Consider the following 13,240-nt stretch of genomic DNA (forward strand, 5'->3'; position numbering starts at 1 on the left):
CTCGCGCAATTATTGTTGATCCAGTGTTGTCCCTTTGGGCAAACCTATCATTTGTGGCGGAGCGCGGCGAGTTCCTTGCGGTCGGTCACAAGTTCGGCGCATTCGCCCAAGTCCGCGCGATCGACGCGAAAGATCTTGTCGTCGGCGCCGGCGAACAGCGCTTCGCCCGCATCGTCGTCGGGCTTGTTGCGATTCCACACCATGATGCGGCCAAGGCGCGCAATCGCGGATTTATTGTCCTTGGACAACGCCACGGTGATACCGCCGCCCTCGCAATCCACGCCGCATTCGAAGCGTATTTCGTGGCCGGATTCGGCCGCGATGGCATGATTGCAGTAGCCGCTGGAGTCGAAATTGCCAGGGCGGTGGCGATACGCGACGCCGAGCCGGAATGAATAGTTGGTGGCCTTGTCCTCCGGAGCGTCTTCCGCTGACACCAGCAGCTTCATCGCGCTGACCTTCTGCTTCGGATGCTGCGCCAGATGATTTGCATCGTAGCGCCGCACGAAGCAGGCATAGGCTTTCGCGCCGGGCGGGCCCGCGAACATCCTGTTGTCGAAGGCGGCCGCCGCGGCCTTGTCGACGCCTTCCTGCGCCTGAACGGCTAACGGCGCGCCGGCATAGGCGGCGGCTGCGAGTGCGACAACAAGGAGCGCCTGCTTCATGACCGGCTCGGGAATAGCCAGCGCCTCCAAGGTGTCATCTTTAAAGCGCGGCAATGGTGCCGCGCGGAACTGCGCGGGCTCGTTGCCTTAGTCGCGGCGACAAGGAGGCACGTTCAACGGCGGCTGAACGTTTGTTCATGAGAGTCTATGACGCGTGCATCTTGACGCCACGGCTGAACGGTCACACTTTTTCAGGGAAGCCCAACGTCCATCGCCGGACGGGAAGTTGCCCGCTCGGATGTCCGCTTCGGAGGCCTGGGCCCCGGTAAACCACGGATGTGGCGAGGGGGTTACAGCCACCAAAAACAAGGGGATATTGATGAACCATTAAGCTTCCTGCCTGTTGATAAGGCAGAGGCTGCACGCGCCGTGCATTGCCGAACTGAGTCGGTCGAGTGTCCAATAGACCCAGCGTGCCGACGCTGATTCGATCCTAGGACGCTCTTGTTACGACTCGTGTCAGTCGTGCGGCGATACATATCGTGGAGAGAGGGATCATGTACAACGATTCTTTGTTCAACGCCTTCGCAAGGTCGTTTGAAGCGCGAAGCCAGACCGACATGTCGATGGCCGAGTATTTGGAGTCGTGTCGAAGTGATCCGATGCGATATGCAAATGCGGCCGAGCGGTTATTGGCGGCAATCGGTGAGCCCCAGATGATCGACACGGCCAAGGACCCACGCCTTGGCCGTATCTTTTTGAACCGTACGATCAGGTCGTATCCGGCCTTCGCCGGCTTCTACGGCATGGAGGATACGATCGAGCGCCTCGTCGGCTTCTTCCGTCACGCCGCGCAGGGCCTCGAAGAGCGCAAGCAGATCCTCTATCTGCTCGGGCCGGTCGGCGGCGGCAAGTCATCGCTCGCCGAGCGCATCAAGGCGCTGATGGAGATTCATCCGATCTACGTGCTGAAGGCGGGCGACGAGCTGTCGCCGGTGTTCGAGAGCCCGCTCGGGCTGTTTGATCCCGAGACGCTTGGCCCGATGATCGAGGAGAAGTACGGCATTCCGCGCCGCCGGCTGAGCGGGCTGATGTCGCCCTGGGCCTACAAGCGGCTCGAAGCCTTCGGTGGCGACATCTCGCAATTCCGCGTCGCGCGCATCCAGCCTTCAAGGCTGCGCCAGATCGCGGTCGCCAAGACCGAGCCCGGTGACGAGAACAACCAGGATATCTCCTCGCTGGTCGGCAAGGTCGACATCCGCAAGCTCGAGACCTACGCCCAGAACGATCCCGACGCCTACAGCTATTCCGGCGGCCTCAACCGCGCCAACCAGGGCGTGCTCGAGTTCGTCGAAATGTTCAAGGCGCCGATCAAGATGCTGCACCCGCTGCTGACCGCGACGCAGGAGGGTAACTACATCGGCACCGAGAACATCGGTGCGATTCCGTTCACCGGCATCATCCTCGCGCACTCCAACGAGGCGGAGTGGCAGAGCTTCAAGACCAACAAGAACAACGAGGCCTTCATCGACCGCATCTGCGTCATCAAGGTCCCGTACGTCCTGCGGGTCACCGAGGAGCAGAAGATCTACGAGAAGCTGATCCAGGGCTCCGAGCTTGCCGCAGCACCTTGCGCTCCGGCGACGCTGGAGACGATGGCGCGCTTCTCGGTGATGTCGCGGCTGCGCAAGCACGAGAACTCGACGCTGTTTGGCAAGATGCGGGTCTATGACGGCGAGAGCCTCAAGGAATCCGATCCCAAGGCGCGCAGCGTTCAGGAGTACAAGGACGCGGCCGGCGTCGACGAGGGCATGGACGGCGTCTCCACCCGCTTTGCCTTCAAGGTGCTCGCCTCGACCTTCAACCATGACACCACCGAAGTCGGCGCCGATGCGGTGCACCTGATGTATGTGCTGGAGCAGGCGATCCGCCGCGAGCAGCTGCCTGACGAGACCGAGAAGCGCTATCTCGAATTCATCAAGGCCGACCTCGCGCCGCGTTATGCCGAGTTCATCGGCAACGAGATCCAGAAGGCCTATCTGGAATCCTACGCCGACTACGGTCAGAACCTGTTCGACCGCTATGTCGACTACGCCGACGCCTGGATCGAGGATCAGGACTTCAAGGATCCCGACACCGGCCAGCTGATGAACCGCGAGCTCCTGAACCAGGAGCTGACCAAGATCGAGAAGCCGGCCGGCATCGCCAACCCGAAGGACTTCCGCAACGAGGTCGTCAAGTTCTCGCTGCGCTCGCGGGCCCATAACGGCGGCAAGAACCCGAGCTGGACCTCCTACGAAAAGGTTCGCGACGTGATCGAGAAGCGGATATTCTCACAGGTCGAGGATCTGCTTCCGGTCATCTCGTTCGGCTCCAAGAAGGACGGCGAGACCGAGAAGAAGCACGGCGAGTTCGTCGAGCGGATGGTGGAGCGCGGCTATACCGAGCGCCAGGTCCGCCGGCTCGTCGAGTGGTACATGCGGGTGAAGCAGGCCGGCTAGTGCGCGATCCGGAAAGCCGGCAGCGGCTTTCCGTTTCGTCTCGTCCTGTCCAATAAAATGCGATGCGACTGTCATGATCGCATCCGGTGAGGCAGATGCAACGTGGTCATGCATATCGTCGATCGGCGGTTGAATCCGGGTAGCAAGAGCCTGGAGAACCGCCAGCGCTTTCTGCGGCGCGCCAAGGCGCTGGTGCAGGGGGCCGTCAAGAAGTCGTCGCAGGACCGGGACATCAAGGATGTCCTGGAAGGCGGCGAAGTGACAATCCCGCTGGATGGCATGGACGAGCCGCGGTTCCGGCGCGAGGGCGGCACGCGTGACATGGTGCTGCCCGGCAACAAGAAGTTCGTCGAGGGCGACTGGCTGCAGCGCCCGAACCAAAGCGGCGCCAAGGGCTCCGGCGCAGGCGAGGGCGACAGCGAGGACGCCTTCCGCTTCGTGCTCAGCCGCGACGAATTCGTCGATCTCTTCCTCGACGATCTCGAACTGCCCGATCTTGCCAAGCGCAAGCTCGCGGAAACCGAAAGCGAAGGTATTCAGCGCGCCGGCTATGCGACCTCCGGCTCGCCCGCCAACATCTCAATCAGCCGCACGGTGAGCCGGGCGCTGGCGCGGCGCGTGGCACTGCGCCGGCCGCGCAAGGACGACATCGAGGCGCTCGAGGCGGAGCTTGCGGAATGCGATGACGATGCGCGGCGCCGCGAGCTGCTGGCGCTGCTCGAAGCGCTGAAGGCCAAGGCCAAGCGGATCCCGTTCATCGATCCGATCGACATCCGCTACCGCCGCTTCGAGACGGTGCCGAAGCCGGTGGCGCAGGCCGTGATGTTCTGCCTGATGGACGTCTCAGGCTCGATGTCCGAGCACATGAAGGATCTGGCGAAGCGGTTCTATATGCTGCTCTACGTGTTCCTGAAGCGGCGCTACAAGCACGTCGAGATCGTGTTCATCCGTCATACCGACCGGGCCGAGGAGGTCGACGAAGACACCTTCTTCCATGGCCCGGCTTCCGGCGGCACGCTGGTGTCGAGCGCGCTGGTCGCGATGAACGATATCGTCCGCACCCGCTTCCGTCCGGCCGACTGGAACATCTACGCCGCCCAGGCCTCGGACGGCGACAACATGACCTCCGACAGCGCGCTGACCGGTCACCTCCTGACCGACAAGATCCTGCCGGTCTGCCAGTTCTTCGCCTATCTCGAGGTCGGCGAAGCCGCCAACTACACCTTCGACATGCCGGACTCCTCGCTCTGGACGCTCTATGAGCGTCTGCGCAACGAGGGCGCGCCGCTGTCGATGCGCAAGGTGAGCGAGCGCGGCGAGATCTTCCCGGTGTTCCAGGACCTGTTCAAGCGCCGCAGCAAGCAGGAAAGGGTGTAGCGTGATGGGTTCTTCCGGGGAACGGCTGTTCGAGGGCGCCGATTGGGATTTCCAGACCTTGCAGCGGGTCCACGACGCCTGCGAGAAAATCGCGCGCACCGAGCTCGGGCTCGACGTCTATCCCAACCAGATCGAGGTGATCACCGCCGAGCAGATGCTCGACGCCTATTCCTCGGTCGGCATGCCGCTATTCTACAAGCACTGGTCGTTCGGCAAGCAGTTCGCGTTCCAGGAAGCATCTTATCGCAAGGGCCTGATGGGCCTCGCCTATGAGATCGTGATCAATTCCTCGCCGTGCATCTCCTATCTCATGGAGGAGAACACGGCGACGATGCAGACGCTGGTGATCGCGCACGCGGCGTTCGGGCACAATCACTTCTTCAAGAACAACTATCTGTTCAAGCAGTGGACCGACGCCGACGGCATTCTCGACTATCTGGAATTCGCCAAGGGCTATATCGCGGTCTGCGAGGACCGCCACGGCCGCGAGACGGTGGAGCGGACGCTCGATGCCGCGCATGCGCTGATGTCGCATGGCGTCGACCGCTATCCCGGAAAGAAGACGCTCGATTTGCGTGCCGAGGAGAAGCGGGCCGGCGAGCGTCGGCAGCACGAGGAAAGCGTGTTCAACGATTTGTGGCGGACGGTGCCGAACACCAAGGCCAAGAGCAAGGCTGCGCTCACGGCCGAGCGCCGCCGCGCGCTGCTCGGCTTGCCGCAGGAGAACATCCTCTATTTCCTCGAGAAGACCGCGCCGCGCCTTGCACCCTGGCAGCGCGAGCTGATCCGCATCGTCCGCCACATCGCGCAGTATTTCTACCCGCAGGGCCAGACCAAGGTGATGAACGAGGGCACCGCGACCTACGTCCACTACCGCATCATGAGCCGGCTGCATCAGCAGGGCCGGCTCACCGACGGCAATTTCCTCGAATTCCTGCAGTCGCACACCAATGTGGTGTTCCAGCCCGAATTCGACGACCGCCGCTATTCCGGCTTCAATCCTTATGCGCTCGGCTTCGCCATGATGCAGGACATCGAGCGGATCGTGAAAAATCCGGAGGACGAGGACCGTGAGTGGTTCCCCGATATCGCCGGCAAGGGCGACGTCGAGGGCGTGCTGCGCGAGATCTGGAGCAACTACCGCGACGAGAGCTTCATCAACCAGTTCCTCAGCCCGGCGCTGATCCGGCGCTTCCGCATGTTCCATTTGCACGACGACCCCGCGGAAAGCCAGGGGATCAAGGTCGACGCGATCCACGACGAGCGCGGCTACCGCCGGGTCCGCCGCGAGCTGGCGCGGCAATACGACGTCGGCTTCGTCGACGCCAATATCGAGGTCGTGGATGTCGATCTCGACGGCGATCGCCGCCTGATGCTGCGTCACACCACCGTGAAGGGCGCGCAACTCAACGAGACCGACGCGCGGCGCGTGCTGCAACACCTCGCCGATCTGTGGTCCTACGACGTCGCACTGACCGAAATCGACGGCACCGACAAGGTGCTGAAGGAATACGTCGTCAGCCCGCGCGCGGCTGCGGTCGCGGCTTGAGGATAATGCTCGCGCTGACATGAGCGCGGCGCGCACCGCCGTGCGGAATGCGAGTCTTGCTCGGTGAACCTTCGTGACTATCGAAGGCTCACATCATGAACATCACGGCAACATTCCGACTTTGAAAGCGCATGGCGGCGTTCTATGCGCGAACGCGATTGCCGGCATGCGGAAATCTCGCGAGACGTTCTTGGTGATTGCCTGCGCGGACGCGATGGATAATGTGCGCCGCGTCAAGAAAACCAAGAAAAGGATATGCTCTTGTCAACTCGCTCCCGCCTGGCGGGCTTTCTCGCCTTCACCGCGCTCACGGCCTCGTTGATCTCGCCGTCCGCGGCAGCCGACACCGAGATCAGAATAGGAAACACCGCGCCCTATAGCGGCCCGGCGTCGGCCTACGGCACGATCGCGCGTGCCGAAGCCGCATATTTCCAGATGCTCAACGATCAGGGCGGCATCAACGGCCGCAAGATCGACTTCGAGAGCCTCGACGACGCCTATTCGCCGTCGAAGACCGTCGAGCAGACCCGCAAGCTCGTCGAGCAGGACGAGGTGCTCGCGGTCTTCAGCGCGGTCGGCACCGCGCCGAACATCTCGGTGCAGAAGTACCTCAACATCAAGCGCGTGCCGCAGCTGTTCGTGTCCTCCGGCGCGACGCGCTGGAACGATCCAAAGCAATTCCCGTGGACGGTCGGTTTCAATCCGACCTACGAGCTCGAAGGCCGGCTCTACGCAAAATACATCCTGAAGACCAAGCCGGATGCGAAGATCGCCGTCATCACGCCGAACGAGGACGCCGGCAAGGACTATCTGAGGGGTTTCAAGGACGGGCTCGGCGAGCATGTCGGCCAGATCGTCGCCGAGACCACGTATCTCACGACCGATCCCACCATCGATTCCCAGATGGTGACGATGCGCGAGTCCGGCGCGGACGTCTTCTTCGCGGAGGCGACGCCGAAATTCGCGGCCCAGGCGCTGCGCAAGGCGGCGAGCATGGGCTGGAAGCCGCTGACCATCCTGCCGACCGTCTCGAACTCGGTCTCCGCGGTGCTTGAACCGGCCGGCCTCGAGAACGTCGTCGGCGTCGTGACCGGGCTCTATCTGAAGGATCCGACCGATCCGCGCTGGGCCGACGATCCCGCGCAGAAGGAGTTTGCGGCCTGGATGAAGAAGTACCAGCCGAATGCGAGCCCGGGCGACCTCTTCAACGTGCAGGGCTACACGGTGGCGCAGGTCATGACGGCGGTGCTGAAGAACTGCAACGGCGACTACAGCCGTGCCAACATCATCAAGCAGGCGACCAATCTGAAGGCGCTCGAACTGCCGATGCTGTTGCCCGGCATCAAGGTGCAGACCGAGCCCGACAATGTGACGCCGATCCGGCAAATCCAGATGGCGCGGTTCGACGGCAAGTCCTGGGCGCTGTTCGGCGACGTCTTGAGCGACAAATAGCCGTCACCAACTCCGCTGTCGTCCCTGCCTAGTGCGCAATTGCGCACGGGAGCAGGGACGACACGGAGTGTGCTGCCACTGCTCAGCGCAGGCTGGCGTTGATCTTGTCAAGCACGGCCGAGCCGGGGCACAGCGCCTGTTCGTCCAGCGTGTTGAGCGGCGTCTCGACGGTGTCGAGATGGGTGTGCAGATCCTCGGCATCCGGATCGACATAGAGCAGGCCAGTGACGATCTGGCCCTTGGCCGCGTGCTTCTGCAGGAAGGTCATCGCGCCCAGACGATCATGCGGATCGTAATCGGCGTCGAGCTTGCGCAGCGCCAGCCTGGAGCCGTCATGCTGCTCGACCACCTGAACGGTGCCCGGTGCATAGTCGACGCTGATCGGATCGCGGCCGACCAGCACGTCGAGGCGATTCACCGCGTCATTGTGCTCGCGGACATAGTCAAAACTCTTGGTCGAGCCGGCGTGGTTGTTGAAGGCGATGCAGGGGCTGATCACGTCGATGAAGGACGCCCCCTTGTGGCGGATCGCAGCGGCGATCAGCGGCACCAGTTGGGTCTTGTCACCGGAGAAGCTGCGCGCCACGAAGGTGGCGCCGAGTTGCAGCGCGATCGCGACCAGGTCGATCGCATTGTCGGTGTTGGTGACGCCCTTTTTCGATTTCGAGCCGCGGTCGGCGGTGGCCGAGAACTGGCCTTTGGTCAGGCCGTACACGCCGTTGTTCTCGACGATATAGGTCATGTTGACGGCGCGCCGGATCGAATGCGCGAACTGACCGAAGCCGATCGAGGCGGAATCGCCGTCGCCGGAGACGCCGAGATAGATCAGGTCGCGGTTGGCGAGGTTGGCGCCGGTCAGCACCGACGGCATCCGGCCATGCACCGAGTTGAAGCCGTGCGAATTGCCGAGGAAATAGTCCGGCGTCTTCGACGAGCAGCCGATGCCGGAAATCTTCGCCACCCGGTGCGGCTCGATCGAGAGCTCGTAGCAGGCCTCGATGATCGAGGCGGTGATCGAATCGTGGCCGCAGCCGGCGCACAGCGTCGAGATCTTCCCTTCGTAATCGCGGTGGGTATAGCCCAGCTCGTTCTTCTTCAGGCCGGGATGATGAAACTTCGGCTTTGCAATGTAAGTCATGTCACGGCCTTGCGGAGAGGGGTCACCTTGAGATGATCCTGGTGGTCGCCGATCGCGCCCGCGATGAAGCGCGCGGTGATCGGTGTGCCGTCATAGTGCAGGATCGGCACCAGCCTGACGGGGTCGATGCCGTTCTCGTTGACGATCAGCTGGCGAAGCTGCGCGTCGCGGTTCTGTTCGACCACGTAGACGAAGTCGTGGTCGGCGATGAAGCTCGCGACGCTGGAGTGGAACGGGAAGGCGCGGATGCGCATGCGGTCGAGCTGATGGCCGCGCGCCTCCAGGATCCCGATCGCCTCGTCCATCGCGGGCGAGGTCGAGCCGAAATAGATCACGCCGTATTTGGTCGGCTTCGCCGCATTGGCCTGCAGCGGCCGCGGCACCATGTCCTGCGCGGTCTCGAACTTGCGCACCAGGCGTTGCATGTTGTCGGCGTAGACCGCGCCTTCCTCGGAATAGCGCGCGTAGCGGTCGCGAGAGGTGCCGCGGGTGAAGTAGGAACCCTTGGTCGGATGCGTGCCGGGATAGGTGCGATAGGGGATGCCGTCGCCGTCGACGTCGAGATAGCGGCCGAAGTCGCGGCCTTCCTCGAGCATCTCCGCCGTCATCACCTTGCCGCGGTCGTATTGCTTGGCGTCGTCCCACTTCAGCGGGCGGCACAGCCGGTGGTTCATGCCGATGTCGAGATCGAGCATCAGGAAGATCGTGGTCTGCAGCCGCTCGGCGAGGTCGAAGGCGGCCGCGGCGAACTCGAACGCCTCCGCCGGATCTTCCGGGAACAGCAGCACGTGCTTGGTATCGCCGTGCGAAGCATAGGCGCAGGCGATCACGTCGCATTGCTGGGTGCGGGTCGGCATGCCCGTCGAGGGGCCGGCGCGCTGGATGTTCATGATCACGGCCGGGATCTCGGCGAAATAGGACAGGCCGATGAACTCGGTCATCAGCGAGATGCCGGGACCCGAGGTCGCGGTGAAGGCCCGTGCGCCGTTCCAGGAGGCGCCGATCACGATGCCGATTGAGGCGAGTTCGTCCTCGCCCTGCACGATGGCGTACTTCGCCTTGCCGGTCTCGGGATCGTGGCGGTACTTCTTGCAGTGGCTGGTGAAGGCTTCCGCCACCGACGATGATGGCGTGATCGGATACCACGCGCACACGGTGGCGCCGCCATAGACGGCGCCGAGCGCGGCCGCGCTGTTGCCTTCGACGAAGATGCGGTCGCCGACCTTGTCGGACTTCTTCACCCGCAGCCCGACCGGGCATTTCAGGTTTTGCAGCGCCCAGTCGCGGCCGAGATGCAGCGCATGGACGTTGGAGGACAGCAGCTTCTCCTTGCCCTTGTACTGCTCGCCGATCAGCTGCTCGACCAGCTTGGGATCGAGGTCGAGCAGGGCACAGAGCGCGCCGAGATAGATGATGTTCTTGAACAGCTGGCGCTGCCTGGGATCGGTGTAGGTCGAGTTGGTGATCGCGGTCAGCGGCACGCCGATGACGGTGATGTCCTCGCGGAATTTCGACGACGGCATCGGCTTGGTCGAATCGTAGAACAGATAGCCGCCGGGCTCGATCGAGGCGACGTCCTTGTCCCAGGTCTGCGGGTTCATCGCCACCATCAGGTCGACGCCGCCGCGGGCGCCGAGATGGCCGTCCTCGGTGACGCGCACCTCATACCAGGTCGGCAGGCCCTGGATGTTGGACGGGAAGATGTTGCGTGGCGAGACCGGCACGCCGTGGCGCAGGATCGAGCGCGCGAACAACTCGTTGGCGGAAGCCGAGCCCGAACCGTTGACGTTGGCGAAGCGGACGACGAAGTCGTTTACGCTGCTGATCGGGCTTTGGACTGACATGTTGATCCCGCTTGAACCATATCGATGAGGTACTTCTGCATGTCCCAGGCGCCGGTCGGGCAGCGCTCGGCACACAGCCCGCAATGCAGGCAGACGTCTTCGTCCTTCACCATGACGCGGCCGGTCTTGAGGTCGCCGGAGACGTAGAGCGCCTGGTCGTGATGCGGCGAGGGCGCTTTCAGCCGCTGCCGCAAATCATCCTCCTCGCCGTTCTCGGTGAAGCTGATGCAGTCCATCGGACAGATGTCGACGCAGGCGTCGCATTCGATGCACAGCGGCGCGGAAAACACCGTCTGCACGTCGCAATTCAGGCAGCGCTGCGCCTCGCCGAGCGCGAGCTTGAGGTCGTAGCCGAGCTCGACCTCGGCGCGGATGTCCTTCAGCGCGACCACCTTGTCGCGATGCGGCACCTTGAAGCGCTTGTCGGCGGAGATGTCGTTGTCGTAGCTCCACTCGTGGATGCCCATCTTCTGCGAGGAGACGTTCACCTCGGGCAGCGGGCGCTCGTTGATGTCCTCGCCGGACAGCATGCGGTGGATGGAAAGCGCGGCGTCGTGGCCATGCGCCACCGCCCAGATGATGTTCTTCGGCCCGAACGCCGCATCGCCGCCGAAGAACACCTTCGGATTGGTCGAGACGAACGTCTTGGGATCGACCTTCGGCATGTGCCACTTGTCGAATTCGATGCCGCAATCGGCTTCGATCCAGGGGAACGCGTTCTCCTGGCCGACCGCAACGAGCACATCGTCGCACGGCACGGTCTCGTCAGGCTCGCCCGAGGGCACCAGATTGCGGCGGCCCTTGGCGTCGTACTCCGCCTTTACCTTTTGGAAGGTGACGCCGATCAGCTTGCCGGCCACATGCTTGAACGCCACCGGCACCATGTAGTTCAGGATCGGGATGTCCTCGTGAAGCGCGTCTTCCTTCTCCCACGGCGAGGCCTTCATTTCCTCGAAGCCGGAGCGGACAATCACCTTGACGCTTTCGCCGCCGAGGCGGCGCGCGGTGCGGCAGCAATCCATCGCCGTGTTGCCGCCGCCGAGCACGATGACGCGGCGGCCGATCTTGTCGACGTGGCCGAACGACACGTTGGCCAGCCACTCGATGCCAATATGGATGTTGGCGGCGCCCTCCTTGCGGCCGGGGATGTCGAGCTCGCGGCCCCGCGGCGCGCCAGAGCCGACAAAGATCGCGTCATAGTTCTCGGCGAGCAGCTGCTTCAGGCTGTCGACACGCTGGCCACCCTTGAACTCGACACCGAGGTTCAGGATGTAGTCGGTCTCCTCGTCGATCACGCTGTCGGGCAGGCGGAATTTCGGAATCTGGCTGCGCATCATGCCGCCAGCCTTGGGATCGCCGTCGAACACGGTGCAGTGATAGCCGAGCGGCGCGAGATCGCGCGCCACGGTGAGCGAGGCAGGGCCGCCGCCGACCAGCGCGATGCGCTTGCCGTTCTTCGGCCCGGGCTTCGGCAGCCGATGCTTGATGTCGTCCTTGAAGTCGGCTGCGACGCGCTTCAGGCGGCAGATCGCGACCGGATTATCCTCGACCCGGCCGCGGCGGCATGCCGGCTCGCATGGACGGTCGCAGGTGCGCCCGAGAATGCCGGGGAACACGTTGGACTTCCAATTGATCATGTAGGCGTCGCTGTAACGCCCCTCAGCAATCAACCGGATGTACTCGGGAACAGGGGTGTGTGCGGGACAGGCCCATTGGCAATCGACTACTTTGTGGAAGTAATCAGGCGCCGAGATATCAGTCGGTTTCATTCCTACCTTTGACCCGCGCGAAAATGCCAGACCCGCGCGGCCTTATCGTTGACGACGAACGCTCACGTGGCGTTGTTCTGGTTTTTGAATTGGATCATAGGCTTATCTTATTAGAGCCGTTCAAGGGAAGGCAAAGGCTAAATTGTCCGATCATCAGCTTTCGCGCGGCTGATGCGCGTGTAGCGTTAATCTCGATTGCGTTATGTGGCGGTGCAGCATGATCTGCGCCGCCACGCTTGCTTGAGAAAATGTTTTTCGGGAAGGCGCCTCGCACGCTTCCGGATCAGGCTTACTCGCGCGGAAGGTCGCTCTTCGCGATATCCCACAACAGCCTGTAGACGCCGCTGGTGACCACGAGCGGCTTCAAGGCTGCATTGCCGGTGATGCCTGCGGCCGCTGCGGGGACCGCGCCGACGTCGGTGGCGTCGATCAGCACGAACCAGTCGCCGGCGCCGGGATCGGGTTTCTCCGCATCCGCCGTGAGCGGTTTCGACAGGTCAGGGTCGTTCTCCAGGAGGTGCATCGAGATGATGCCGTCGCGCGAGGCCGGATCGAGTTGCTCCCGCAATGCAGCGCGAAGTTTGTCCGCGCCTTCGGCAGGTGGGCGCAGGCGGATGATGCCGAGCGCTGCACCCCTGCCGACGCCGCGGCTGATCGTGATGCGCGCGACCCCGCGGATCATGTTCTGAAAGCGCGCGATATTGGCCTTCGACCAGTCGGTCTGGTTGGCGAGCGCCTTGCGATAGGCCGGGCTCTCGAGCACATCGAAGGTCGCGGTCGAGTAGAGGCTGAGATATTTCGGCTTGCCGTCATGGGCGACGTAGCGGCGGGCTTCCAGGAAGCCGTCGATGGCGACCCGTTCCTCGAGATGCTCACGGTCGTACCAGCGATTGAATTCAGCTTCGTGCAAGCTGTCGATATCCATCGAGGTCAGCAGCATGCCTTGTCCGGCGATTGGCATCGAGTGCTCCTTTTTTGCCTGTTTTATCCGCGCAATATCGCCTG

The 13,240-nt window shown here is 63.0% G+C and carries 9 protein-coding genes; 4 read left to right on the forward strand and 5 right to left on the reverse strand.

Annotated features, from left to right (window positions below):
* Positions 1-47: 47 nt before the first annotated feature.
* Positions 48-665: a hypothetical protein gene (locus tag QA635_RS12700; protein ID WP_283069418.1), complete on the reverse strand. Its 618-nt coding sequence runs from the start codon at positions 663-665 to the stop codon at positions 48-50.
* Between the two features lie 497 nt (positions 666-1,162).
* On the opposite strand from QA635_RS12700, the gene QA635_RS12705 reads away from it, so the two are divergent.
* The 4 genes from QA635_RS12705 (at position 1,163) to QA635_RS12720 (ending at position 7,484) form a co-directional block, all read left to right on the forward strand.
* Complete coding sequence (locus tag QA635_RS12705) at positions 1,163-3,106, forward strand: PrkA family serine protein kinase (protein WP_038382967.1); 1,944 nt, start codon at positions 1,163-1,165, stop codon at positions 3,104-3,106.
* Positions 3,107-3,214: 108 nt separating this feature from the next.
* The gene (locus QA635_RS12710; RefSeq protein ID WP_076823957.1) at positions 3,215-4,483 is read left to right on the forward strand and encodes a YeaH/YhbH family protein; all 1,269 of its coding nucleotides are present in this window, start codon (positions 3,215-3,217) and stop codon (positions 4,481-4,483) included.
* A 4-nt stretch (positions 4,484-4,487) separates the two neighbouring features.
* Complete coding sequence (locus QA635_RS12715; protein WP_253607445.1) at positions 4,488-6,032, forward strand: SpoVR family protein; 1,545 nt, start codon at positions 4,488-4,490, stop codon at positions 6,030-6,032.
* Positions 6,033-6,287: 255 nt separating this feature from the next.
* Positions 6,288-7,484: an ABC transporter substrate-binding protein gene (locus QA635_RS12720; protein ID WP_283069422.1), complete on the forward strand. Its 1,197-nt coding sequence runs from the start codon at positions 6,288-6,290 to the stop codon at positions 7,482-7,484.
* An 82-nt stretch (positions 7,485-7,566) separates the two neighbouring features.
* Here QA635_RS12720 and QA635_RS12725 read toward each other — a convergent pair whose 3' ends face one another.
* From QA635_RS12725 to QA635_RS12740, 4 genes are all read right to left on the reverse strand, one after another.
* Positions 7,567-8,622: a 2-oxoacid:ferredoxin oxidoreductase subunit beta gene (locus tag QA635_RS12725; protein WP_028332672.1), complete on the reverse strand. Its 1,056-nt coding sequence runs from the start codon at positions 8,620-8,622 to the stop codon at positions 7,567-7,569.
* The gene (locus tag QA635_RS12730; RefSeq protein ID WP_176937027.1) at positions 8,619-10,466 is read right to left on the reverse strand and encodes a 2-oxoacid:acceptor oxidoreductase subunit alpha; all 1,848 of its coding nucleotides are present in this window, start codon (positions 10,464-10,466) and stop codon (positions 8,619-8,621) included. Before QA635_RS12730 ends, QA635_RS12725 begins: the two co-directional genes overlap by 4 nt.
* Entirely contained in the window at positions 10,436-12,235 is a 1,800-nt protein-coding gene (locus tag QA635_RS12735) for an FAD-dependent oxidoreductase (RefSeq protein WP_283069424.1), read from the reverse strand. Before QA635_RS12735 ends, QA635_RS12730 begins: the two co-directional genes overlap by 31 nt.
* Positions 12,236-12,524: 289 nt before the next feature.
* A complete protein-coding gene (locus QA635_RS12740; protein WP_283069426.1) occupies positions 12,525-13,196 on the reverse strand; it encodes a DUF4286 family protein in 672 nt (223 codons plus the stop codon).
* Positions 13,197-13,240 lie beyond the last annotated feature (44 nt).

It is taken from the genome of Bradyrhizobium brasilense, assembly GCF_029714345.1.
Taxonomy (GTDB): domain Bacteria; phylum Pseudomonadota; class Alphaproteobacteria; order Rhizobiales; family Xanthobacteraceae; genus Bradyrhizobium; species Bradyrhizobium australafricanum.

Coding starts and splice junctions, on each gene's coding strand:
- QA635_RS12700 (WP_283069418.1), bottom strand. CDS start 665: ATGAAGCAGGCGCTCCTTGTTGTCGCACTCGCAGCCGCCGCCTATGCC.
- QA635_RS12705 (WP_038382967.1), top strand. CDS start 1,163: ATGTACAACGATTCTTTGTTCAACGCCTTCGCAAGGTCGTTTGAAGCG.
- QA635_RS12710 (WP_076823957.1), top strand. CDS start 3,215: ATGCATATCGTCGATCGGCGGTTGAATCCGGGTAGCAAGAGCCTGGAG.
- QA635_RS12715 (WP_253607445.1), top strand. CDS start 4,488: ATGGGTTCTTCCGGGGAACGGCTGTTCGAGGGCGCCGATTGGGATTTC.
- QA635_RS12720 (WP_283069422.1), top strand. CDS start 6,288: ATGCTCTTGTCAACTCGCTCCCGCCTGGCGGGCTTTCTCGCCTTCACC.
- QA635_RS12725 (WP_028332672.1), bottom strand. CDS start 8,622: ATGACTTACATTGCAAAGCCGAAGTTTCATCATCCCGGCCTGAAGAAG.
- QA635_RS12730 (WP_176937027.1), bottom strand. CDS start 10,466: ATGTCAGTCCAAAGCCCGATCAGCAGCGTAAACGACTTCGTCGTCCGC.
- QA635_RS12735 (WP_283069424.1), bottom strand. CDS start 12,235: ATGAAACCGACTGATATCTCGGCGCCTGATTACTTCCACAAAGTAGTC.
- QA635_RS12740 (WP_283069426.1), bottom strand. CDS start 13,196: ATGCCAATCGCCGGACAAGGCATGCTGCTGACCTCGATGGATATCGAC.